The 23,326-nt window shown below is 71.9% G+C and carries 17 protein-coding genes; 9 read left to right on the top strand and 8 right to left on the bottom strand.

The window, feature by feature from the left end; genetic code table 11:
- Positions 1-29: 29 nt before the first annotated feature.
- From ACIP2X_RS04685 to ACIP2X_RS04670, 4 genes are all read right to left on the bottom strand, one after another.
- Positions 30-2,180, bottom strand: coding sequence for a hypothetical protein (locus tag ACIP2X_RS04685; RefSeq protein ID WP_401667425.1), 2,151 nt, complete (start codon positions 2,178-2,180; stop codon positions 30-32).
- Complete coding sequence (locus tag ACIP2X_RS04680; protein WP_401667423.1) at positions 2,177-2,788, bottom strand: hypothetical protein; 612 nt, start codon at positions 2,786-2,788, stop codon at positions 2,177-2,179. Before ACIP2X_RS04680 ends, ACIP2X_RS04685 begins: the two co-directional genes overlap by 4 nt.
- A gap of 84 nt (positions 2,789-2,872) precedes the next feature.
- A complete protein-coding gene (locus ACIP2X_RS04675; protein ID WP_401667421.1) occupies positions 2,873-3,676 on the bottom strand; it encodes a hypothetical protein in 804 nt (267 codons plus the stop codon).
- Positions 3,677-3,923: 247 nt separating this feature from the next.
- Positions 3,924-4,439, bottom strand: coding sequence for a GNAT family N-acetyltransferase (locus ACIP2X_RS04670; protein WP_401667418.1), 516 nt, complete (start codon positions 4,437-4,439; stop codon positions 3,924-3,926).
- Positions 4,440-4,655: 216 nt separating this feature from the next.
- Here ACIP2X_RS04670 and ACIP2X_RS04665 point away from each other — a divergent pair, with 216 nt between their 5' ends.
- From ACIP2X_RS04665 to ACIP2X_RS04635, 7 genes are all read left to right on the top strand, one after another.
- Positions 4,656-5,312 carry a hypothetical protein gene (locus tag ACIP2X_RS04665; RefSeq protein ID WP_401667415.1) on the top strand — a complete coding sequence of 219 codons (657 nt, stop codon included), beginning with the start codon at positions 4,656-4,658 and terminating at the stop codon, positions 5,310-5,312.
- 270 nt (positions 5,313-5,582) lie between these two features.
- Positions 5,583-6,848, top strand: a complete 1,266-nt coding sequence (locus ACIP2X_RS04660) for an alginate lyase family protein (RefSeq protein WP_401667412.1) — start codon at positions 5,583-5,585, stop codon at positions 6,846-6,848.
- 99 nt (positions 6,849-6,947) lie between these two features.
- On the top strand, positions 6,948-7,928 hold the full coding sequence (locus ACIP2X_RS04655; RefSeq protein WP_401667409.1) for a right-handed parallel beta-helix repeat-containing protein: 981 nt from the start codon (positions 6,948-6,950) through the stop codon (positions 7,926-7,928).
- Positions 7,929-8,255: 327 nt separating this feature from the next.
- Entirely contained in the window at positions 8,256-9,647 is a 1,392-nt protein-coding gene (locus tag ACIP2X_RS04650) for a ricin-type beta-trefoil lectin domain protein (protein WP_401667407.1), read from the top strand.
- A 183-nt stretch (positions 9,648-9,830) separates the two neighbouring features.
- Positions 9,831-12,050, top strand: coding sequence for an RICIN domain-containing protein (locus ACIP2X_RS04645; RefSeq protein ID WP_401667405.1), 2,220 nt, complete (start codon positions 9,831-9,833; stop codon positions 12,048-12,050).
- Positions 12,047-13,333, top strand: coding sequence for a ThuA domain-containing protein (locus ACIP2X_RS04640; protein ID WP_401667403.1), 1,287 nt, complete (start codon positions 12,047-12,049; stop codon positions 13,331-13,333). The genes ACIP2X_RS04645 and ACIP2X_RS04640 overlap by 4 nt, the downstream gene beginning before the upstream one ends.
- Before the next feature lie 122 nt (positions 13,334-13,455).
- Positions 13,456-14,331 carry a PhzF family phenazine biosynthesis protein gene (locus ACIP2X_RS04635; protein WP_401667401.1) on the top strand — a complete coding sequence of 292 codons (876 nt, stop codon included), beginning with the start codon at positions 13,456-13,458 and terminating at the stop codon, positions 14,329-14,331.
- A gap of 3 nt (positions 14,332-14,334) precedes the next feature.
- Here ACIP2X_RS04635 and ACIP2X_RS04630 read toward each other — a convergent pair whose 3' ends face one another.
- Both ACIP2X_RS04630 and ACIP2X_RS04625 read right to left on the bottom strand, forming a co-directional pair.
- A complete protein-coding gene (locus ACIP2X_RS04630) occupies positions 14,335-15,750 on the bottom strand; it encodes an FAD-binding oxidoreductase (protein ID WP_401667399.1) in 1,416 nt (471 codons plus the stop codon).
- Positions 15,751-15,840: 90 nt separating this feature from the next.
- Positions 15,841-17,118 carry an FAD-dependent oxidoreductase gene (locus ACIP2X_RS04625; RefSeq protein WP_401667396.1) on the bottom strand — a complete coding sequence of 426 codons (1,278 nt, stop codon included), beginning with the start codon at positions 17,116-17,118 and terminating at the stop codon, positions 15,841-15,843.
- 141 nt (positions 17,119-17,259) lie between these two features.
- Here ACIP2X_RS04625 and ACIP2X_RS04620 point away from each other — a divergent pair, with 141 nt between their 5' ends.
- Positions 17,260-18,483: a cytochrome P450 gene (locus tag ACIP2X_RS04620; RefSeq protein ID WP_401667393.1), complete on the top strand. Its 1,224-nt coding sequence runs from the start codon at positions 17,260-17,262 to the stop codon at positions 18,481-18,483.
- Positions 18,484-18,773: 290 nt separating this feature from the next.
- Here the strand turns inward: ACIP2X_RS04620 and ACIP2X_RS04615 are convergent, their stop codons facing one another.
- Complete coding sequence (locus ACIP2X_RS04615) at positions 18,774-20,297, bottom strand: aldehyde dehydrogenase family protein (protein WP_401667390.1); 1,524 nt, start codon at positions 20,295-20,297, stop codon at positions 18,774-18,776.
- 123 nt (positions 20,298-20,420) lie between these two features.
- On the bottom strand, positions 20,421-21,689 hold the full coding sequence (locus ACIP2X_RS04610; RefSeq protein WP_401667388.1) for a GAF domain-containing protein: 1,269 nt from the start codon (positions 21,687-21,689) through the stop codon (positions 20,421-20,423).
- Between the two features lie 266 nt (positions 21,690-21,955).
- Here ACIP2X_RS04610 and ACIP2X_RS04605 point away from each other — a divergent pair, with 266 nt between their 5' ends.
- A complete protein-coding gene (locus ACIP2X_RS04605; RefSeq protein ID WP_401667386.1) occupies positions 21,956-23,311 on the top strand; it encodes a M28 family metallopeptidase in 1,356 nt (451 codons plus the stop codon).
- Positions 23,312-23,326: the final 15 nt, after the last annotated feature.

The following is a 23,326-nucleotide window of genomic DNA, read 5'->3' as shown; positions in this document are numbered from 1 at the left end:
TGGGCCTGTTCGGTGCGCCGGGGCATGGCTCAGCGGTGGTAGCGGAAGTAGAGGTCGCAGCGGAGCAGGGAGGCGGTCAGCGCGTCGCGGTCGACGGGGCCGTACGGGTCGCGCCGCAGCACCGCCGAGGCGGACCGCAGCACGATGTCGTCGACGCCGGCCAGCAGTTCGGCCGTCTCGCGGCGCGCCGTCGGGTCGTTCCAGACGGCGGTCCCGCCGAGGGTCAGCGCCCGGCAGACGAGCGCCGGATCGGCCCGCATCCCGGGACTGCGCTCCTGCGAGGGCGGGAGCGCCGGGAGTCGGTCGAGGGGCACCGTCTCGTCGACGCCGGCGCCCGGGGCGCCCGAGGGGGCGGTGGGGGCCTCCACGGAAGCGGTGGAGGGTTCGCGGGTCGCGGCGGCCGCGGGCGCCCCGCTCAGGGCGAACTCTCCGCCGATCGTGGCCCATACGGCTCCCGCGGCCACCACGGCCGCGGCGACCAGGAGCACCGCCGGGGGCCACGACCGGCGTGCGGCCGGTGCGCCCGGGACCGCGGCCCGCGCGCGGACGCGCGCCGCGGCCAGGGGGACCAGGGCGCCCACGACGGTCAGCGCCACTCCCGCCACCCACCAGGGCGTGTCGATCACGCTCCACCGGATGTCCTGTTCCTGGCGGGCCGCGGTCAGCCGGGCGAACAGGAACCAGCTGCCGAGCGGCACGGCCGTCAGGAGCCCGCTGAGGACCACGGCCGCCGCACAGGCGGGTGCGGAGCGCGGCCCGGACACCGCGGCCCCCGCGGACCTGGCGAGGGATGTCGTCCATACGGCGAACAGGGCCCCGCCGGCCACCAGCGCCACCGCCAACGCCGCCGCCTGCGCGAGGGGGACGTCGGTCAGGGAGAGTGCCGTCGCCAGCCCCTCGGCGGTCCAGGTGTCCCGCACCCATTCGCCGGCCGCCCGCCCGGACAGCTGGCTGCCGGCGAGCACGCCGAACCCGAGCGCGGCTCCGGCCGCCGCCGGACGCCATCCGGTGGCATCACGGTTCCCGACCGCGGCGGCCCGCCACCACGCCACGGTCACCACACCGGCCACGGCCCAGCCGGTCAGCGCCGCCGCCACCGTGTACGCGAGCTGGGTCCGCGTCGGGCTGAGCGCGCCGACCAGCAGGGCGAGGTCGGTGAGCACCAGGCCCGCGGCGAGGCCCGTGGCCAGGCACACGAAGGGGGAGAGCCCCCAGGTCCGCGCCGGATCCGCGAGGGCGTCCAGACGGCTCGCGGGGGCGGGGTGACTGGCCAGTCCCATCCGTGCCAGCAGGCGTTCGCGACGGGTCGGCGGAGTGCCGGAGCCGATGTGGTCGGCGGCGGCGCCGCGCGGTGCGCGTGGATCCGCGTCCGCGCAGAGATCGGCGTCGTGCTCCCGGGCCCGCAGCACCGCGCCGAGGCTGAGCCCGACGATCACCAGGACGAGCGCCATCCGCACCAGCAGGCCGGTGCCGAGCACTCGGGGCTCCAGCACCAGGGCGACGCCCACCGGCACGGTGCAGCCGATGAGCAGGATCCACCACGCCGCGGTGGCCAGCCGTACCCGGCCCACGTCGCGCAGGCGCAGGTGGGCCAGTTCGTGCCGGAACATCGCCGCCGTGTAGTCGTCGCGGAGGTTGAAGACGTTCGAGTCGGCCACGATCCACGGGTCGCGGCGGGTGCCCGAGGCGCGGGCCCGGACCCCGACGCGCCGACCACGCACCCACAGGGCCGGCCGGACGGCTCCGTCGGGAACGACGCCGTCCAGGAGCGTGCGCAGTTCCGAGGTGTCGCGCGCGGCGCGCCACCACCACAGGCTCAGCCGGCGTCCGACGGCCCGCCACAGCAGGGCGAGGGACAGGAGCGCGAGCGGTCCGCACAGCACCAGCGCCGACTGGGCCAGCCGGACGTCGTACACACAGCCGGTGAACCGGTCCAGCACCGCGTCGGGCGCGGCCGGGACGGTCGGCACGGTCGGCAGACAGCCGACGTGGGCGTCCGGCCAGTTGCCGCGGCCCAGCACGAGCCACCACCACGTGGTGAACGAGGCTCCGGCGCAGGCGACCAGGCCGAGCAGCAGCAGGCTGGTGGTGGTGGGCAGCGGCAACGGACTGGAGACGAGCGCACGAGCGACGTCGCGGGGGTCCTCGGCAGGCCGGACGGCGTCGGGCGCGGTGGTCACGACGGTGGCGTGGTCGCCGGTGCCTGGGCGGACCCGGGGTCTTCGCCCACGGGTCCCCGGCGCCCGGAGGTGTCCGACGCCGCCGTGCCGGAAGCCGCACCACCCGAAGCCGCACCATCCGGCGACGGTGACGGTGACGGCGTCGTCGACCTGACCACCACGGCCATGACGACGATCCGGGCGCACTCGTCCGCCTCGGCGGCCGACAGGCCCGCGGCACGGCCCTGGACCAGGGCCCAGTCCGTCAGTTCCTGCCTGGTGACGTCGGAGAGCTCCGGGACGGGAGAGGTCAGCGCCGCGCGCCGCCCCTCGGCCGCCTCGCGGTTCTGCCGTCGGCGCCACCACCGGGTGATCCGGGTACCGCCCGCCCGGATGTGCCCGGAGGCGAGGTCGGCGAGTATCTGCGAGACCACCGCCACCAGCACCGGCAGCAGCACCGCCGTCTCGACGCCGATGCCCAGCGGGTCCCCCGCCGACCGGTGCAGGGGCTGCGGCGGATACGGCCTGGCGGCGTACGCCCGGCAGGTCGGGTCGAGTTTCTCCAGCTCGCCCGGTGCGAGGCTGCTGACCACGTCGCGCAGGACGTCCTGGCCTGTGCGCTGCTGCATGGGTACCTCCCGTAAGGCGTGCGGACATGGAGACGTGACGTGTCGTGGGCGCGAGGACACTCGGCCCCGGGTCGGACCGGAGCGTCAGCTGCGGCGCGGCCGTCGGATCGCGACGAGCACCACCGCGCCGGCGGCCACGAGCGCGGCGGCGCCGGTGACGACGGCCAGTCCTGGCGTGCCGCTCTCCGCGAGCTGGTCCCCTCCGCCGCCGGACAGCGCGGACGGAGCCGGTACGACGGGCGAGAGGGACGAGGCCGAGGACGGCGACGGCTCGGCGGAGGCGGAGGCCGGATCCGAGGCGGAGGCGCTCTCACCGGGCGTCGTCGAAGCGGTCGGTGACGCGCTGCCCGAGCTGGTGGCCGAGGCGGTGGGCGACGCGGTAGGCGTCGATTCCGGCACGACCGAGTAGGACGCCTTGCCGTCCATGAGGAGCACCGGGTCGACCTGGGGGATGGGCTGGATGAGGCCCTGGGTGACGAGCTGGAGCGTGGTCGAGGTCGGCACCTCGCCGGCGAGCGAGACGCGCAGGCCGATCCGCATGGTCCGGCCCGCCGGGAGCGTCCCCACGGACGGCAGTCCGTCGTCCGTGCTGAGGTAACCGGAGAGCGCCGTGACGCCCGGCGTCAGTTCCACCGCCCGCCACACGGACGCCGTCGCGTCGAACCACTCGACGGTGATCTGATCGGCCGTCAGTGGCGTGGCGGGCGGTGCGAGCCGGACGCCCACGGCGACGATGAAGCTTTCCGTGACATCGGTGTCCAGCGTGTTGTGGAACAGCGCGTCGACACCGAGCGGCTCACCACCGGGCACCAATTCCCCTGTTTCCGGCGTCAGTTCGGCGTACGGCACGGCCGGTTCGGCGGCGTGCGCCGGCGCCGTGGCCGACATCGACGCGAGAAGGAACACGAGGCAGCCCAACAATGCCGCAAAGAACGATCGACGGCGCACAACAACCAGCTCCCCCTGTGACGCGCGCCCCCAGCGCGCTCCCTGGCGTGACAGTGGGAAGCTTAAAGTATCAACTGCCGGAAATGGGCGGAGATTCGTATTCGATCAAAAGAAGGTGGGAGTCAATCAATTGATCTACTAATACGCCCATATGACTGTGTGATTCATGTGTCGGGTGGGGCGCGTGTCAGATACCGAACGGCGCGGCGTAGTGGACCGTACCGCTCGGGAGCGGATGGTCGGCGTCGAGGCCGAGCGCCATCAGCGCCTCGTCCGGCACGTCGATGGTCAGGCCGATGCCGTGGGCGGACGCACGGGTGAATCCGAACCGGGGGTAGTAGGCCGGATGTCCGAGGACGACCACATGACGCTCCCCCAGTGACCTTGCCGCCGCCAGGGCCGCACGCACGGCCGCACTGCCGGCGCCCGCCCGCTGCCACTCGGGACGTACGGCGCAGGGGGCCAGGCACAACGCCGGTGTGCTGTCGATGTGACAGCGGGTCAGCAGGGCATGACCCACCGGCCGGCCGTCCTCGTCCGCGGCGACCAGGGAGAGACCGTCGATCCACGCGGCCGGGTCGGCCCGCAGGGCGTCGACGAGATCCGCCTCCTCGGAGGTGGGAAAGGCGGCGAGATTGATGTCCCGCACGGCGGGGATGTCGTCGGCGGTTTCGGCGCGTGTGATCCAGGAGGTGGTGCCCATGACGGTGAAGTCTAGTTTCACGAGATGTGCGTGCGAGACGTGTGCCGCGCTCGTCTCTCAGGTGGGGAACACACATCTTCCGTACTATCACTGCTGCACGACCATGTGCGGGAGTAACTGCCATCGCCCTAACGGCACCAGGCAGAAAAGCACACACGTTTGATTTCGCATACGCCGCGGGCCTGTCGCCCGACGGCCATGACACCCAGGAAAGGTGTGAGGACCTTGTCCGAAACCACTGCCGAAACCACCGAGTTGACCTCGCAGTACAGCGCGCAGGTGGCCGGCGACCTCGATCGCAACGTCAAGGAGCAGGACCGTCTCCACGGTGAGATCGAGGCGCTCCAGGGGCAGTTGACCGCGCTGCGCCACGACCACACGGTCCTGGTCAACATCCAGCAGGCACTCGGCGTCCCGGCACCCACGGTGCCCGCGCCGCCCGCGCCCTCCACGGCCGAGCCCGCCGCAACGGTGCCGGCCCCCCGCAAGACCAGGAAGACGAAGGCCACTTCGGCCACGGCCAAGCAGCCGAAGGCGAAGAAGCCCGTCGCCTCCACGCGCAAGCGAGCGGAGAGGAAGAGCGCCGCCGAGCCCGCGGCGGCGTCGCCGGCCTCACCCACCCTCGTCGAGCTCGTGCGGGCGCATCTCGGGGCGCAGGGCGAACCCCGCTCCGCCGCCGAGATCACCACCGCGCTGGCCGGGGAGCACCCCGAACGCACCGTCAAGACCACCGTGGTGCGCACGACGCTCGAAGGGCTCGTGGCCAAGAACCAGGCCCAGCGCACCAAGCAGGGCTCGTCCGTCTTCTACACCACGCCCGAGTCGGCCGATCCCACCACCGAGGCCGGCGAACTCCCCGAACAGGGCGAGTGACACGACCCCCGGGGAACGCGTCCGCATCGGCGCGCGTCGCGTCGTGATCCCGCAGGGGTAGGAGACACCCTCGTCGCCACCGCCCCGCCCCCGCGGCACTCGGCCGCGGGGCGGCAGGCGTGTTCACATACACGGACGCCCTAGTCGAGGGCTGCTCGCGCGGGCGACCAGGGTCCATATGCGCACGACCTCTTGCCTCCGCGCCCCGTCGACCCTACGCTCACCCGACCTTCCACGTGAATTCTGTTCACATAGTTGAATGGAGAGGGTGTGCGTAGAAGATCTCCGACAACTGTCGTCCTGCTCGTGATCGCCGCGCTCGTCGCCGCGGTCGTCCCGGCGGCGCACGCACAAGCGGCGCCGAAGACGCCCGGAACCGCGGTCCTCGACGGCGCCCGGCTCCGGCAGGCCAAGGTCGAGCTGCAGCGCGGCAGTCCCGAACTCCGTCGCACGGTGGCTCAGTTGACGCACCGCGCCGACGGATGGCTGGACCAGGGGCCCTGGACGGTCGTGGACAAACCCCGCCCCGCGCCGAGCGGCGACGTGCACGACTACCTCAGCCAGGCCCCCTACTGGTGGCCCACACAACCGCCGTCCGCCGAGAACCCCTGGGGCTGCCCCTACGTCCAGCGCGACGGGGAACGCAACCCCGAGGTCGACTCGGGCACCGACCGCCAGGACGTGGAGAAGGTCTTCGACGCGACCTACGAGTTGTCGCTCGCCTGGTACTACACCGGACGCCGTCAGTACGCCGAGAAGGCCACGCAGATCCTGCGCACCTGGTTCCTGGACCCGGCCACGCGCATGAACCCCCACCTGGAGCACGCCCAGTTCATCCCCTGCAAGTACGACGGCAGGGCGATCGGCATCATCGACTTCTCGCAGTCGTACACGAGCGTCGTCGACGCCCTCGCGATCCTCGACACCGGCGCACCCGGCTGGACCGGGCGCGACCGGGCCGGCATGCGGCGGTGGAACACCGACTTCCTGACCTGGCTGACCACCAGCCCCTTCGGCAGGCAGGAGGCCGCGGCCACCAACAACCACGGCACCTTCCACGACATGCTGGTGGCCGCCCTCGCCTACGCGACCGGCGACGAGGAACTGGCCCGCAGGACGGTACGGGAGGCCGCCGGCAAGCGGATCGACACCCAGATCGCGGGCGACGGCAGCCAGCCGCAGGAACTGGCCCGCACCAGAAGCTGGCACTACTCCACCTTCACCCTCGTCGCACACACCCGCCTCGCCGCGATCGGCCGCCATGTCGGCGTGGACCTGTGGGCCCACCGTGGCCCGGACGGCCAGAGTCTGGCCGGGGCCGTGCGCCACCTGCTCCCGGCCGCGACCGGCGCGGCCGACTGGCCCCATCCGGAGCTGGAGTTCCACCGTTACGCGGCGAGCGACGTCGTCCGCGCGGCAGCGGACGCGGGTGACCGGGCGGCCGCCCAGGCCGTTCCGCTGCTGGAGCCGCCACCCCGAGGGGACCTCTGGCTTCTGCGGCCGGCCGCCGAACAGCTCGACTCGATAGCCGGCTGACCCACCGTCCCGCCCGCCCGGTCACCGGGCCGGCCCGAGGACCTGCGCCCCCACCAGCACCGCCTTTGCGTCTCACTCCCCCACCGGAAAGGCACCGCCATGCAGATGCACTCCCCGCGCGCGCTGTTGACCGTGCTGATCACCGCGGCCGTCGCCACCGGCGGCGGCCTGGCGGTGACGCCGGCCGAGGCCCGTGGCGCCGTCCCCGCGGCGACCATCGACGTCTCCACCGCGGCCCAGCTCAAGTCGGCCCTCACCGCCGCCGCTCCGGGTGACACCATCCGGCTTGCCGACGGCACCTACACCGGCAACTTCAAGGCGACCAGGGCAGCGAGTTCGGGCTCGCGCATCACCCTCACCGGCTCGTCCCGCGCCGTCCTGACCGCGAGCGGCGGATACGGCCTGCACCTGAACGGCGCCTCCTACTGGACCGTCAGCGGGCTGACCGTGCGAGGCGGCCAGAAGGGCATCATGATCGACTCAGCCCGAGGGGTCGTCGTGGACGGGGTCACCGTGCACGACCTCGACATGGAGGGGGTCCACTTCCGCAACTCCAGCACCGACGGCGTGATCAGGAACTCCAGGATCCACGACACCGGCAACGACGGCCGGGGAATGGGCGAGGGCGTCTACGTCGGCTCGGCGAACACCCTGTCCGACCGGAGCGACAACATACAGATCCTCGGCAACACGATCGGACCCGACGTCGGCGGCGAGAACATCGACATCAAGGAGGGCACCACCGGCGCGCGCATCGTGGGCAACACCTTCGACGGCAGCGGTCTCACCGGCGCGAACTACGACGACTCGTGGGTGGACGTGAAGGGCAACAACGTCCTCGTCGAGAACAACACCGGCAGGAACACCACCAACGACGGCTACCAGACCCATACCCAGCAGGCCGGCTGGGGCTGCGGCACGGTGTTCCGCGACAACCGCTCCACGCTCACGGGAGCGAGCGGCTCCACCCGGCTGGCCGTCAACGTCACCAACAACAGCTCCAGTTGCCGCACGACGGTGTACAGCAGCAACACCGTCACGGGCGGCAGGGGGCTGACCAACATCACCGTGACGCCGTAGACCGGGAGGGCCCGCGCCGCCGCGCGGGCCCCGCGCCCAACTCGTGGGCCCTGTTCACGAATTGGACTGTACCAAGCCCTTGACAGAAGTTTTCGGTCACTTCTTAAATCACGGTGTGAAGTAAGCAGTCCGTCTGACTCCCCCCTCCCCCACCGTCGCGGCCGTCCACGCGATCCCCCAGCCCCCACATCACCGCCCGCCTGTCATAGACACGCCATCCTGATGGCGCCTGCCGGCCGTCTCGCCGGCCCGTGACCGGATCGGCCGTGAGGTGGGCGCCGCGGGACCCCGTCCGGCCGGGACGACGGCAGAACAGGACAGTGACGCATGACCACGACACTCCTCCGCGGCCACGCGGGGCGCGCCGGGCTCGGTACGGCGGTCGTAGCCGCCCTCCTGGCGAGTCTGAACTCCTCCCCGGCGGGTGCCGCAGCCGCCGCGGCCACCGGACAGATCACCGGACTCGGCGGCAAGTGCGTGGACGTCGCGGGCGCCGCGACGACCAACGGCACCGCCGTACAGCTCTACGACTGCAACGGCACCACCGCCCAGCAGTGGACCGTCGGCGACGACGGCACGATCCGCGCCCTCGGCAAGTGCCTGGACGTGGCCTCGGCCGGCACCGTCAACGGCACCCGGATCCAGCTGTGGGACTGCAACGGCAGCGCGGCCCAGCAGTGGACGGTCACCGCCGCCCGCGACATCGTCAATCCGCAGGCCGACAAGTGTCTGGACGCGACCGGCAGCAGCTCCGCCAACGGCACCCGGCTGCAGATCTGGACCTGTACCGGCGCCGCCAACCAGAAGTGGACCGCGCCGACCGGCGGCGGCAACCCCCCGCCCGGACCCGGCGCGATGGCCGTGGCCCCCTACCTCTACAACGGCTGGGGCAGCCCGCCGAACCCCACGACCGTGATGAACGCGACCGGCGTGAAGTGGTTCACCCTCGCCTTCGTCCTCAGCAACGGCTACTGCAACCCGCAGTGGGACGGCAACCGGCCCCTCACCGGCGGGGTCGACCAGCAGACCGTCAACACCGTCCGGAGCGCCGGTGGCGACGTCATCCCGTCCTTCGGCGGCTGGAGCGGCAACAAGCTGGAGAGCTCCTGCGCCAGCGCGGGCGAGCTGGCCGCGGCCTACCAGAAGGTCATCAACGCCTACGGCCTCAAGGCGATCGACATCGACATCGAGGCCGCGGCGTACGACAGCCCGGTCGTGCAGCAGCGCACGGTCGACGCCCTCAAGACGATCAAGGCCAACAACCCGGGCATCAAGGTGTACGTCACCTTCGGCACCGGGCAGAACGGGCCCGACAGCAGCCTGATCAGCAAGGCGGCGGCGTCCGGCCTGACCGTCGACAGCTGGACGATCATGCCGTTCAACTTCGGCGGCGCCGGCCAGAACATGGGCCAGCTCACCGTCCGCGCCGCCGAGGGCCTCAAGACGGCGGTCAAGAACGCCTACGGGTACAGCGACGACCAGGCCTACCGGCACACCGGCATCTCCTCGATGAACGGCATCACCGACAACAGCGAGACGGTGACCGTGAACGACTTCCGCACGATCCTCGCCTACGCCCAGCAGCGGCACCTGGCCCGGCTGACCTTCTGGTCGGTCAACCGCGACCGGCCCTGCACCGGTGGCGGCGCCGACACCTGCTCGGGCGTCGCCCAGCAGCCGTGGGACTTCACCCGCGTCTTCGCCCAGTACAACGGCTGACCGAGCGACAGCGGCCCGCGGGCGGGCCGGCCGTGCGACGGCCGGCCCGCGCGGCGGCCGCCGCACGCCCCACCCCGCTCTCCTGACCCATCCCCCACCCGAGCCGCCCCGGCGGCACAGGAAGTAGACACGATGCCTCGCTCCTCGCGACCACCCGTCCGTGGCCGCTCCGGCGGCTCTCCCATGAGCCGCGCCCGTCGCCCCTGGACGGCCGTTCTCGCGGTCGCGGCCACCGCCGCCTCCGTCCTCACCGCCATCCAGCCTGCCCAGGCCGCCGCCACGAAGGCCGACGCGCCGTCGGACTCCGCGGCGGTGGCCGCCCTGCCGTCGAGCTGGGCGACCGTGGTGAACACCGGCAGCGGCAAGTGCCTGGACGCCCGGGCTGCCGGAACGGTCAACGGCACGGCCGTACAGCAGTACGCCTGCAACAGCACCACCGCGCAGCAGTGGAGCTTCACCCCGACCAGCGACGGCTACGTGCGCATCGGCAACCGTAACGACGCCCAGCAGGTGGTGGACGTGAGCAACGTGTCCACCGCCGACAACGCGGCCGTCCACCTGTGGACGTACGGCGGCGGCAACAACCAGCAGTGGCAGGCCGTCGACGAGGGGGGCGGCGCCTACCGCTTCGTCAACCGGAACAGCGGCAAGTGCCTGGACGTCCCGTCCGCCTCGACGGCCGACGGCGTGCAGTTGGTGCAGTACGCCTGCAACGGCTCGGCGGCACAGCGCTTCCAGGTCACGCCGGTGAGCACCGCGCCCGGCGACGTCGACCTCGGCCCCAACGTGGCCGTGTTCGACCCGTCGATGCCGTCGTCGACGATCCAGAGCCGGCTGGACTCCATCTTCCGGCAGCAGGAGACCAACCAGTTCGGCTCGCAGCGCTACGCGGTCCTGTTCAAGCCGGGCACCTACAGCAACGACGTCAACGTCGGCTTCTACACCCAGGTCCTGGGTCTGGGCCAGTCCCCCGACTCGGTGACGATCAACGGTGCCGTGCACGTGGAGGCGGACTGGTTCCCGCCCCAGAACGCCACGCACAACTTCTGGCGCGGCGCCGAGAACCTGTCCGTGAACCCGACCGGCGGCACGGACCGCTGGGCGGTGTCGCAGGCCTCCGCGTACCGGCGCATGCACGTGCGCGGCAACCTGGAGCTCAGCGACGGCGGCTGGTCCAGCGGCGGCTTCATGGCCGACACCAAGATCGACGGCCAGGTCCGCTCCGGCACCCAGCAGCAGTGGCTGACCCGCAACTCCCAGCTCGGCAGCTGGACCGGCTCCAACTGGAACATGGTCTTCGTCGGCAGCCAGGGCGTTCCGGGCAACACGTTCCCGAACCCGCCCTACACCACGGTAAGCCAGACCCCGACGGTGCGGGAGAAGCCCTTCCTGTACGTCGACGGCGCGGGCGCCTACCGGGTGTTCGTCCCCGCGCTGCGCACGAACTCCTCGGCCACCACATGGGCGAACGGCAACGCCGCCGGCACCTCGCTCGGCATGGACCAGTTCTACGTCGTCAAGCCCGGCGCCACCGCCGCGCAGATCAACGCCGCCCTCGCCGAGGGCAAGAACCTGCTGGTCACGCCCGGGGTCTACCACCTGAACCAGACGCTGCGGGTGACCCGGCCCGATACCGTGGTCCTCGGCCTGGGGCTCGCCACCTTCATCCCGGACAACGGCATCACGGCGATGACCGTCGCCGACGTCGACGGTGTCAAGATCGCGGGTGTCCTGTTCGACGCCGGCACGACCAACTCCCAGACCCTGGTGGAGATCGGGCCGTCCGGGTCCTCGGCCGGTCACGCGGCCAACCCCACCTCCCTGCACGACGTGTACTTCCGCGTCGGCGGCGCCGCCGTGGGCAAGGCGACCACCAGCCTCGTCGTCAACAGCGACAACGTCATCGGCGACCACATGTGGATCTGGCGCGGCGACCACGGCACCGGCATCGGCTGGAACACCAACACCGGTGACACCGGACTGATCGTCAACGGCGACAACGTGACGATGTACGGCCTGTTCGTCGAGCACTACCAGAAGCACCAGACGATCTGGAACGGCAACGGCGGACGGACGTACTTCTACCAGAACGAGATGCCCTACGACCCGCCCAACCAGGCCGCCTGGATGAACGGCTCCACGCAGGGCTACGCCGCCTACAAGGTCGCCGACTCCGTCACCAGCCACCAGGCGTACGGGCTCGGCAGCTACTGCTTCTTCAACGTCAACCCGAGCGTGACGGCGGAGCGGGCCTTCGAGGTGCCCAACAACCCCAACGTCCGCTTCCAGAACATGGTGACCGTGTCACTGGGTGGCACCGGCACCATCCGGCACGTCATCAACGACCGGGGCGGGCCGTCCAACTCGTCCACCAACGTCGCGAACCTGGTGAGCTACCCGTGAGGCGGCTCGCAGCCAGGCTGCTGACACTGCTGGCCGTGCTGCTGGGGCTGACCGCCCCGGCCCACGTCGGGAACCCGGCCTCCGCCGCGCCCCAGGCGCCCGCCTTCAAGGTGATCGCCTTCTACAACGGCACCTGGGACGCCGCGCACATCGACTTCGTCAAAGAGGCCAACGCGTGGTTCCCGCAGGCCGCGGCCCAGAACAACTTCACCTACACCGCCACCACCGACTGGAACCTCCTCGCCAACGGCGGGGTGGACGCCTACCAGGTCGTCCTGTTCCTGGACGACGCGCCGCAGACCGCGGCGCAACGGGCCGGTTTCGAACGGTACATGCGGGCCGGCGGCGGCTGGCTGGGCTTCCACGTCTCGGCCTTCACCACCAACGCCGCGGCCTGGCCCTGGTACTACAACACCTTCCTGGGCAGCGGGAACTTCAGGTCGAACACCTGGGGTCCCACCACGGCGGTGCTGCGCACCGAGGACCGTACGCACCCCTCGACGGCCGCGCTGCCGACGACGTTCACCTCGGCGGTCAGCGAGTGGTACAGCTGGTCCAACGACCTGCGGGGCAGGTCCGACATCAAGATCCTCGCCTCGGTCGACCCGTCCAGCTTCCCGCTGGGCACCGACCCCAACCAGTCGTGGTACAGCGGCTACTACCCGATCCTGTGGAGCAACACCCAGTACCGGATGCTGTACGCGAACTTCGGGCACAACGCCATGAACTACGAGACCAACACACGGCTCTCCTCGACGTTCGCCAGCGCCACCCAGAACCGCTTCCTCATCGACGGGCTCAAGTGGCTCGGCGGCGCGGGCGAGGACCCCGACCCGCCGACCGACCCGATCTCCGAGACGACGTGGTACTCGGTCGCGGGCGACGCGAACGGCACCTGTGTCGACGCCAGGGCGGCCGCCACCGCCAACGGCACGGCCGTCCAGCAGTACACCTGCAACGGCACCCTGGCCCAGCAGTTCCAGTTCCGCTCCACCGACAGCGGCTACAGCAGGATCGCGATCCGCGGCAATCCGCAGCAGGTCGTGGACGTCACCGACGTCTCCACCGCCGACAACGCTCCGCTCCAGCTGTGGTCGTACAGCGGCGGCGCGAACCAGCAGTGGCGGCCGGTGCGTGAGGCGTCGGGCAGCTATCACTTCGTCGCGCGCCACAGCGGGAAATGCCTGAGTTCACCGGGCAGTTCGGCGAGCGGCGTGCAGTTGGTGCAGCGGCCCTGCGACAACTCCGCGGCGCAGAGTTTCCGCCTGACCCCGCAGCCCTGACACCCGGTCCCGCCGCGTGTCTCCCCGGCCCCCTCCCGCCCCCTCCGGGCGGGAGGGGGCCCCTGCTTCGGGGGCCGGCGTGCCGCGGGAACAGCGGCGCGCCGCCTCGCGTTGTGACGAGCGTGACGACGAACCCGCCGCGGCCCGAGGTGCTGCGCTACACCGCCTTCTCCCGTTCGCCCGAGGGCGGGAACCCCGCCGGCGTCGTCCTGGACGCCGCCGGCCTCGACGACGGCGACATGCTGGCCGTCGCCGCCGACCTCGGGTACTCCGAGTCGGCGTTCCTGACCGCGCCCCCGCCGGGCCTCGGCGGCCGGGAGGGTCGGGCGTACAGCATCCGTTACTTCAGTCCCAAGGCCGAGGTGCCGTTCTGCGGGCACGCCACGATCGCGACCGCCGTCGCGCTCGCCGAGCGGACAGGCCCGGGGGAACTCCTCTTCGCGACCCCCGCGGGCGTCGTACCGGTCGAGGTGACCGAGGAGGGCGGGACGGTCAGGGCCACGCTCACCAGCGTCGAGCCGCACATCGAGGAGATCGCCGACGCCGACCTCGCGGAGGCCCTCGCGGCGCTCGGCTGGCCGGCCGAAGACCTCGATCCCGCCTTTCCGCCCCGGATCGCCTTCGCGGGCGCCCGCCACCTCGTGCTCGCCGCCGGGACGCGCGCCCGTCTCGCCGCGCTCTCCTACGACTTCGCGCGCCTCGAAGCCCTGATGCACCGCCTGGACCTGACCACGCTCCAACTGGTGTGGCGGGAGTCGGCCACCGTCTTCCACGTCCGTGACCCGTTCCCCGTCGGCGGCGTCGTCGAGGATCCGGCGACCGGCGCCGCGGCCGCCGCCTTCGGCGCGTACGCCCGCGACCTGGGCCTGGTCGCCGAGGACGCCGTCCTGACCCTGCACCAGGGCGAGGACCTGGGCCGCCCCGGCGAGCTCACCGTGACGCTGCGCGCGGGTGACGCGCGGGTCCGGGTCGGCGGGGCGGGAACCCGTATCGGCTGAGGCTCACGGCATCCGCGCCGCCGGCGCGAACAGCCCCTCCGGGTCGTACGCGGCGCGGATGCCCCGGAGCCGCCCCTCGTGCGAACCGAAGACGGCGCCGGGCAGCTCGCTCGCGTCCTCGCCGAGCCCCGCGAAATTGAGGTACGTCCCGCCGCTGGAGTACGGCTTCATCGCGTCCCACGCCGCGCGCGCCCACGCGATCGCCGTCTCGTCCATCGCCGGGTCCTGCCAGCCCGCGTCGATGCTCACGTTGAAGCGGGCCGACCGGTGCGCGAACGCGCTGTCGTCGGCGGGCACGTCCGCCACCGCGCCGCCGAGGGTGCGCACGACGACGAGGCTCTCCGGTGTCGGCCGCCGGGAGTCCCAGTCCAGCAGCGTCCGGACGGCCTCGTCGGTCAGCTCGTCCATGAAGAGCGACTTCATGAAGTACCGCTCGCCGTCCGGGAAGCGCCACGTGTTCGCGCACTGCAACGCGACGTAGGGCACGGTGGCGCTCAGGTCCATGAGCACCGGACCCAGTTCGCGCTGGGGCGCGAGCGCGGCGGCGGCACCGTCGCCGGGCGGGCCCCCGTAGACGGCGCCGACGATGACGCATTTCGCCCGGTGCAGTTCCGTCGGGATCCCGGGAGCGGCGGGCACGCTCCACAGCAGCAGCTCCGGCGTGACCGTCCCGGGCGCGCAGTACGTCGCGTCCCGCCAGGCCCGCACCACCGCCTCGGCGTGCTCGTACGGATGGAGCATCACCACCGTCGCGACTTCGGGGCCGAGGGAGTGCAGGCCGAACTCGAAGGACGTCACGACGCCGATCCCCCGGCCACCGCCGCGCGCCGCCCAGTACAGGTCGGGTTCCTGCTCGCGGCTCGCGGTGCGCACGACGCCGTCGGCGGTGACGATCTCCAGTGAGCGGACGCTGTCGCAGCTCAGTCCGAAGGTGCGCATCACGAACCCGAAGCCGCCACCGAGGGTGAGACCCGCGATCCCGGTCGCCGAGATCTCCCCGCCGGGCGTGGCCAGGGTGTGCACCTGTGTCTCACGGTCGAGTTCGCCCCATGTCACGCCCGCCTGGGCGCGCGCCGTCCGGGCCACGGGGTCGACGTGCACGCCCTTCATCCGCGACAGGTCGATCACCAGCCCGTCGTCGCACAGGGCGCTGCCCGCCACCTGGTGGCCGCCGCCGCGGATGCTGACGACGGGGCGGTGCTCCCGCGCGACCCGCACCGCCTGGACCACGTCCGCCGTGCCGCGGCAGCGGGCGACGACGGCGGGGTGGCGGTCGATCAGGCCGTTCCAGACGGTGCGTGCCTCGTCGTAGGCGGGATGCCCGCGGTCGATCACCTCACCCTGGATCGAGGAGCGAAGCTCGTCGGCGATGGCCCGCTCCGCCGTGCCGGCCGGGCGGGCATCGTGCTCTTGCGGCATCGGCGTCACCTCTCCCGGTGCGCGCTCCTGTCCGTCCTCCCACGGTATGCCCGGGCCGGGTGGCCCGCACGGCCGGCGTGGTGGGCCCGCTCAGCCGGCCTCACGTCGGCGCACGGACGCCGCCGGCGGCCGTTCACGCAGGGCGCCGTAGGCGAGGAAGTAGGCGGGTACGCGGTTCAGCCGGCGTGATGTGGTGATCAGTTCCGCCATGTGTGCGGCGCGCCGCGGATCGCCGAAGGGCGGGCGGCCCTGCAGGACCGGCTCGATGACGTTGGCGTGGGCGAGGCGCTGCAGGCGCTGGGTGACGGCGGTGGTCAGCCGGCGGCGGCGCTGGACCCGGCGCACGGCGGCCGGCAGGGCGGACGGCTCGCCGCTCAGCGGGCCGACGAGGTGGCGGGCGGCGGCCACCGCGTCCTGGACGGCGAGGTTGATGCCGATGCCGAAGACCGGCGACATGGCGTGGGCCGCGTCCCCGATGCACAGCAGCCCCGGCCGGTGCCAGCGCCCGAGCCGTTCGAGCCGTACGTCGAGCAGTTTCACCTCGTCCCACGAGGTGAGGGTGTGCATGCGGTCGGCGATCCAGGGGACGGCGGCCCCGTAGGAGTCGCGGAAGCGGTCGATGCCCGCGGCGCGCAGCCGTGCGTCGCCGCCCTTGGGGATCAGCGCGGCGCACTGCCAGTACTCCCCTCGGTCGATCATGGCGACGAGGAACCGGTCGCCGGCGCCGCCCACGAGTCCGCGCGGATCGTCCTCGCGCCGGGGCAGCCGGAACCACCAGGCGTCCATCGGGCAGCGGAAGGTGCGCAGGTCCAGTTCGGGCAGCGCGCGGGCCAGTGAGCCCCGGCCGTCGCAGGCCACCGTGAGGGTCGCGCGCAGTTCGCCGGTGCGGCCGTCGGAGGTGCGGTAGGAGACGCCGGTGACACGGCCGCGTTCCTTGAGGAAGGAGGTCGCCTCGGTGTGCATGCGCAGGGTGAAGGCCGGCTCACGCGCGGCCTCGTCGGCGAGGAGGTCGAGCAGGTCCCACTGGGGCACCATCGCGATGTAGTTGTACCTGCGCCGCAGCGCGCCGATGTTCCCGACGGTGACCAGCCTCCCGTCGGGTCCGAGCGGCAGCTGGACCGTCGTGACCCGCCGCTGGGGCAGGCGGGCGAACCGTTCGCCGAGGCCGAGCTCCTCCAGGAGTGCGAGAGTGGTCGGATGGACCGTGTCGCCGCGGAAGTCGCGCAGGAAGTCGCCGTGCTTCTCCAGGACCGTCACCTCCACCCCGGCGCGGGCGAGCAGCAGGGCGAGGACCATTCCGGCGGGTCCGCCGCCCACCACGCAGCACGTGGTCCGCTCCCCCGCCCGCAGGCCGTTGCTCGTGTCCATCGCGCTTCGTCCCTTCGTCCGCGCCACTGATGCGTCACACTGGTATACATACCCACAAGTAGCAGCAAAACCGTCACGCAGAGTCGCCACGCGTGGTTGCTGTGTTCACCGCGCGAGGTGGCCGCGTGCCCGGGAGGCACGATGAGCCAGAGCCAGCAGCCGGTCCTTCTCCCCTACTCCGACCCGGCCTTCGTGGCCGATCCCTTCCCGCTCTACCGACAGCTGCGCGAGGACGGACCTGTCCGCCGCGCGATCATCGCGGGGGGCGTGGAGGCCTGGCTGGTCACCCGCTACGAGGACGGGCTCGCGGCCCTGTCCGACCCGCGGCTGAGCAGCGACGTCCGCGACGCGTCGGACCGCCGCCTCATGGACCAGCTGCCCGAGTTCGAGCGCGCGTCGATGATGAGTAACATGCTGCGCTCCGATCCACCCGACCACACCCGGCTGCGCCGGCTGGTCTCGAAGGCGTTCACCGCACGCCGGGTCGCCGAGCTGCGGCCCCGGATCCAGGAGATCGCGGACCGGCTGCTCGACGAGATGGCTCCGGCGGGCCGGGCCGAATTCGTCGCGGAGTACGCGCTGCCCCTGCCGGTCACCGTGATCAGCGAGCTGCTCGGCGTGCCGGTGGACGACCAGTACGACTTCCAGCGGTGGACCGACGACATGCTGCTGCGCGGGGAGCAGATGCCGGACCCGGTGGTCGTCAACGAGGCGTGGCAGAAGATGCGCGCGTACCTCACGGAACTGCTGGACGCCAAGCGCGCGCGGCCCGGGGACGACCTCCTCAGCGCCCTGACCAGCGCCCGGGACGAGCAGCAGCGGCTGAGCGAGGACGAGCTGATCTCGATGACGTTCCTGCTGCTGGTGGCCGGCTACATCACGACGGTCAACCTGATCGGCGGCGGTGTCGCGGCGCTCCTCGCCCACCCCGACCAGCTGGAGCTGCTGCGCGACGACCCCGGCCTGCTGCCCGGCGCGATCGAGGAGTTCCTGCGCTACGACGGGCCGGTCAGCCCGGGCATCGCGCGGTTCGCGCGCGAGGACACCGAGATCGCGGGTGTGCCCGTCCCGCGCGGCGCGACCGTGCTGGTCGCGTCCGCCATCGCCGACCGCGATCCGGAGCGCTACGCCGATCCGGACCGTCTCGACGTGGCCCGGCAGGACATCGGCCATCTGGCGTTCGGACACGGCATCCACTACTGCCTGGGCGCCCCGCTCGCCCGTCTGGAGGGCCAGATCGCCATCGGCACGGCCCTGCGCCGTCTCCCGGACCTGGCGTTGGCGGTGCCGCCCTGCGAAGTGCCCTGGCGCCCCGGCGGTCTGCGCGGCCCGGTACGCCTGCCCGTCACGTTCACCGCGACCTGAGCCCCGCCCTCGTCTCCGGCCGAGCGGCGGTGAACACCGTCGACATGGGCCGGACAGCACACGAGCCCACCCCGGATCCGGGGTGGGCTCGTTCCGCTGAGCGCCGGGCAGGCCTTGCACCTGCATCTCCCCGCAGGAAGCGGGGCGTCTTTCCTTGGACCACCAACGCACGACCGGTTGCACCCAGTTGGGGCGACCAGTTCAAGAACAAGTGTACGGCACATGACGGACCGCCCGTGACCACGGGCACCCGACCGAAGCCGGGTGCCCGCGCCGGAGGCGGCGGTGGGCTAGAAGAAGCCCAGCTTCTGGGGTGAGTAGGACACCAGAAGGTTCTTCGTCTGCTGGTAGTGGTCGAGCATCATCTTGTGGGTCTCCCGGCCGATCCCCGACTGCTTGTAGCCGCCGAAGGCCGCGTGCGCGGGGTAGGCGTGGTAGCAGTTCGTCCAGACGCGGCCCGCCTGGATGGCGCGGCCGGCGCGGTAGGCCATGTTGATGTCGCGGGTCCACACGCCCGCGCCGAGGCCGTACGACGTGTCGTTGGCGATCTTGATGGCGTCGTCGAAGTCGTCGAAGGACGCCACCGAGACGACAGGGCCGAAGATCTCCTCCTGGAAGACCCGCATGCGGTTGTCGCCCTCGAAGATGGTGGGCCGTACGTAGTAGCCGCCCTTCAGGTCGCCGTCGTAGTCGGCGCGTTCGCCGCCCGTGAGGATCTTGGCGCCCTCCTGCCTGCCGATGTCGATGTAGGACAGGATCTTGTCCAGCTGCTCGCTGGAGGCCTGGGCGCCGATCATCGTGTCGGTGTCGAGCGGGTGCCCGGGCTTGATCAGCTCGGTGCGGGCGACGGCGGCGGCCAGGAAGTCGGGGTAGTTGCCGCGCTGGATCAGTCCGCGTGAGGGGCAGGTGCACACCTCGCCCTGATTCAGCGCGAACATGGTGAACCCTTCGAGGGCCTTGTCGCGCAGCGCGTCGTCCTTGTCCCACACGTCGTCGAAGAAGATGTTCGGCGACTTGCCCCCGAGCTCCAGCGTGACCGGCTTCAGGTTCTCCGCCGCGTACTGAAGGATCAGGCGTCCCGTGGACGTCTCGCCGGTGAAGGCGACCTTCGCCACCCGCGGGCTGGAGGCGAGCGGCTTGCCGGCCTCGGGGCCGAAGCCGTTGACGATGTTCAGTACGCCCGGCGGGAGCAGGTCGGCGACCAGGCTCAGCCAGTAGTGGATGGAGACCGGCGTCTGTTCGGCCGGCTTGAGGACGACGGCGTTGCCGGCCGCCAGGGCGGGGGCGAGCTTCCAGGTCGCCATCAGGATCGGGAAGTTCCACGGGATGATCTGGGCGACGACGCCCAGCGGCTCGTGGAAGTGGTAGGCGACCGTGTCGTCGTCGACCTCGCTGAGGGAACCCTCCTGGGCGCGCACCGCGCCGGCGAAGTAGCGGAAGTGGTCGATCGCCAGCGGGATGTCGGCCGCGAGGGTCTCCCGTACCGGCTTGCCGTTCTCCCAGCTCTCCGCGACCGCCAGGGGCTCCAGGTGCGCCTCCATGCGATCGGCGATCTTCAGCAGGATGTCGGAGCGTTCGGTCGCCGACCTGCGCCCCCAGGCGGGTGCGGCCGCGTGCGCCGCGTCGAGCGCCGCCTCGACGTCCTCCGCGGTGCCGCGGGCCACCTCGGTGAACGGCTGGCCGTTGACCGGGCTGGGGTTCTCGAAGTACTGCCCCTTGACCGGGGGCACGTACTCGCCACCGATGAAGTGGTCGTAGCGGGGCTGGTAGGAGACGATCGCGCCCTCGCTTCCGGGCGCCGCGTAACGGGTCATGCGGAACTGACCTCCTTCAGCAGCGCTGCCCGCCGTTGGGCAGCTCTGCGACGGAGGGTAGGAAGGCGGACGTTGCATCCACGTTGCGTCCGCGCGCCGTCGGCCGGGTCCTTCGGACCGCCGTCAGGCACCTGCCCAGCCGGGCGGCGCCGCCAGTTCCGACTCCAGTGCGGTCAGACGGGCCCGGATCGCCGCCGTCGGCCGGGCCGTTGCCAGCGAACGCCACACGTCCAGGTCGTCCTCGCCCCACGACGCGTGCGCCCAGTCGGCCAGCAGGTCGGGGTCCCGGCAGGCCATCAGTGCCGCGCGCAGACCGTCGGCGAGGCGGCGCCTGATCCGGACGACCTCCGGTGCCTGGGAGGCCGGGAGCAGTGGTCCCCCGTAGGCGGTCAGGGCCGTGGTGAGCGCGCCCGCCGCCAGCCGCCGTTCCACGAAGGCCACGTCCGAGGCGACGGGGGCCGTGAGCCGGTACGGGCGGGAGGCGAGCAGTCCGGGTCCGAGCACCTGGCGCAGCCGGGCCAGTTCAGCGCGCAGCGTCACCGGCGTCACGGACTCGTCCTCGTACAGGGCGCACAGCAGCTCGTCGCCGGTCAGGCCGTCGGGGTGGCGGGAGAGCAGGACGAGGATCTCGCTGTGCCGGCGGCTGAGCCGGATCCTGCGGCCCTGCGCCGTCAGGAGCGCCCGGTCGCGGCCGAGCGCGGCGAGTTCGAGTGCGCGGGCGTCGGGCAGGCGGGGGGTCAGCAGCGCGAGCTGGGACTCCGCCGCGCGCGCCACGGCCTGGACGAATCCCAGACTGTGCGGATGCGCGAGGCCGTCGCCGCCGGTGATGTCCACGGCGCCCAGTACGCGGCCCGTGCGGGGATCGTGGACGGGTGCGGCGGCGCAGGTCCAGGGCTGCACGCGCCGGGCGAAGTGCTCGGCGGCGAAGACCTGTACCGGGCGGTTCACGGCGACGGCCGTGCCGGGCGCGTTCGTTCCGACCGCGCTCTCCGCCCAGCGGGCGCCGGGGACGAAGTTCATCCGCCCCGCCTGCCGCAGCGTGGACGCGTGGCCCTCGACCCAGAGCAGCCTGCCGTGCGCGTCGCACACGGCGAGCAGGTGCCGGCCGTCGGAGGCGAACGTGCCCATCAACTCCCTGAACAGCGGCATCACATGGGCCAGCGGATGCTCGGCGCGATGGACGCCGAGGTCGGTGTCGGTCAGTTCGATGTCGGCGGTGCCGTCCGGGCGCACACCGGCCCGCGCCGACCTGCGCCACGAGTCGGCGACCACGCGGCGCACCGGCCGGGGCACCGTCCCGGCCCGGGTGAAGATCTCGTGGGCCCGGTGCAGCACCCGTACGCGCTCGGCAGGGTCGGCCCCCGGCTCCAGGGCCACCCAGGGATCGGTCAACGCAACCTCCCTCGGGGCGGTTCGCTGGGGACATCGTCGCCCGGGGGGTCCGTGGCGACAACCGTTTCGACCGGCCCGGAGGCCCGCCCGCCGCTCCCACCCGTGCCGGACGTCCGCTGAGCGGACGACCATGACCGGATACAGCTCTTGACAGGACATCGACATCTGACTGAGCATCAGGCGCACACAGCACCCGCACAGCTCTGGCACCACCCGATCCAGGCATCGCTCGACCCCCCAATCGACGAGAAAGTGCGGCTCCCCACATGACACATCCGAGATCCAGCCTGCCCACGACCTCCTCCGGACGTCTGGCCGCCGTGGCCCTGGTGGCCGTGGCCGGGCTGATCGCCGCGTCCCCGGCCGCCTCCTCGGCCACGCCCGACCGCGCCGTGACGGGCACCTCCGGCGCCGGGACCCTGGCAGCACCCGACATCCCGCTCGCCAACCTCAAGGCGCACCTGACGCAGTTCCAGTCGATCGCCACCGCCAACGGCGGCAACCGGGCCCACGGCCGCCCCGGCTACCGGGCTTCCCTCGACTACGTGAAGGCCAAGCTCGATTCCGCCGGATTCACCACCACCGTCCAGCAGTTCACCCAGTCCGGCAGCACCGGGTACAACCTGATCGCCGACTGGCCGGGCGGCGACCCCAACCAGGTCCTGATGGCGGGCGCACACCTCGACTCGGTCTCCTCGGGCGCCGGGATCAACGACAACGGCTCCGGTTCCGCGGCCGTGCTGGAGACGGCCCTCGCGGTCTCCCGTGCCCAGCTCCAGCCCACCAAGCACCTGCGGTTCGCCTGGTGGGGCGCCGAGGAACTGGGGCTGGTCGGCAGCAGGTACTACGTGAACAACCTGCCGACCGCCGACCGCGCCAAGATCTCCGGCTACATCAACCTCGACATGGTCGGCTCCCCGAACCCGGGCTACTTCGTCTACGACGACGACCCGGCGATCGAGAAGGTCTTCAAGGACTGGTACACGGGCATCGGCGTGCCGACCGAGATCGAGACGGAGGGCGACGGCCGCTCCGACCACGCGTCCTTCAAGAACGTCGGCATACCCGTCGGTGGCCTGTTCACCGGCGCCAGCCGTACCAAGACGGCGGCGCAGGCCACCAAGTGGGGTGGCACCTCCGGCCAGGCGTTCGACCGGTGCTACCACTCCTCCTGCGACTCGACCACGAACATCAACGACACCGCGCTCGACCGCAACAGCGACGCCCTCGCCCACGCGGTCTGGACACTCGGAACGTCGGAGCCGGTACCGCCCGGCGAGTCGTACGAGAACACCGCGGACGTCGCCGTCCCGGACAACGGCGCCGCGGTGACGTCGTCCGTCGCCGTCGCCGGCCGGACGGGGAACGCGCCGTCCGCGCTCCGGGTCGGCGTCGACATCAAGCACACCTGGCGCGGCGACCTCGTCGTCGACCTGCTGGCGCCGGACGGCACCGCCTACCGGCTGAAGAACTCCAGCAGTTCGGACTCGGCGGACAACGTCGTCACCACGTACACCGTCAACACGTCCAGCGAGCCGGCGAACGGCACCTGGCGGTTGCGGGTGCAGGACGTCGCCTCGCAGGACACCGGCTACATCGACAGCTGGAAGCTGACCTTCTGACCGGACTGCCGCGTG

The sequence above is a fragment of the Streptomyces sp. NPDC089424 genome (assembly GCF_044749345.1).
Classification (GTDB): domain Bacteria; phylum Actinomycetota; class Actinomycetes; order Streptomycetales; family Streptomycetaceae; genus Streptomyces.
This window is presented reverse-complemented; position numbering and strand designations above follow the sequence as displayed.

Bases quoted from the DNA above. Each gene is read 5' to 3' on its own strand.
- ACIP2X_RS04680 (WP_401667423.1), bottom strand. From the start codon at position 2,788: ATGCAGCAGCGCACAGGCCAGGACGTCCTGCGCGACGTGGTCAGCAGC.
- ACIP2X_RS04675 (WP_401667421.1), bottom strand. From the start codon at position 3,676: ATGTCGGCCACGGCGCCGGCGCACGCCGCCGAACCGGCCGTGCCGTAC.
- ACIP2X_RS04670 (WP_401667418.1), bottom strand. From the start codon at position 4,439: ATGGGCACCACCTCCTGGATCACACGCGCCGAAACCGCCGACGACATC.
- ACIP2X_RS04655 (WP_401667409.1), top strand. From the start codon at position 6,948: ATGCAGATGCACTCCCCGCGCGCGCTGTTGACCGTGCTGATCACCGCG.
- ACIP2X_RS04650 (WP_401667407.1), top strand. From the start codon at position 8,256: ATGACCACGACACTCCTCCGCGGCCACGCGGGGCGCGCCGGGCTCGGT.
- ACIP2X_RS04645 (WP_401667405.1), top strand. From the start codon at position 9,831: ATGAGCCGCGCCCGTCGCCCCTGGACGGCCGTTCTCGCGGTCGCGGCC.
- ACIP2X_RS04630 (WP_401667399.1), bottom strand. From the start codon at position 15,750: ATGCCGCAAGAGCACGATGCCCGCCCGGCCGGCACGGCGGAGCGGGCC.
- ACIP2X_RS04625 (WP_401667396.1), bottom strand. From the start codon at position 17,118: ATGGACACGAGCAACGGCCTGCGGGCGGGGGAGCGGACCACGTGCTGC.
- ACIP2X_RS04620 (WP_401667393.1), top strand. From the start codon at position 17,260: ATGAGCCAGAGCCAGCAGCCGGTCCTTCTCCCCTACTCCGACCCGGCC.
- ACIP2X_RS04615 (WP_401667390.1), bottom strand. From the start codon at position 20,297: ATGACCCGTTACGCGGCGCCCGGAAGCGAGGGCGCGATCGTCTCCTAC.
- ACIP2X_RS04605 (WP_401667386.1), top strand. From the start codon at position 21,956: ATGACACATCCGAGATCCAGCCTGCCCACGACCTCCTCCGGACGTCTG.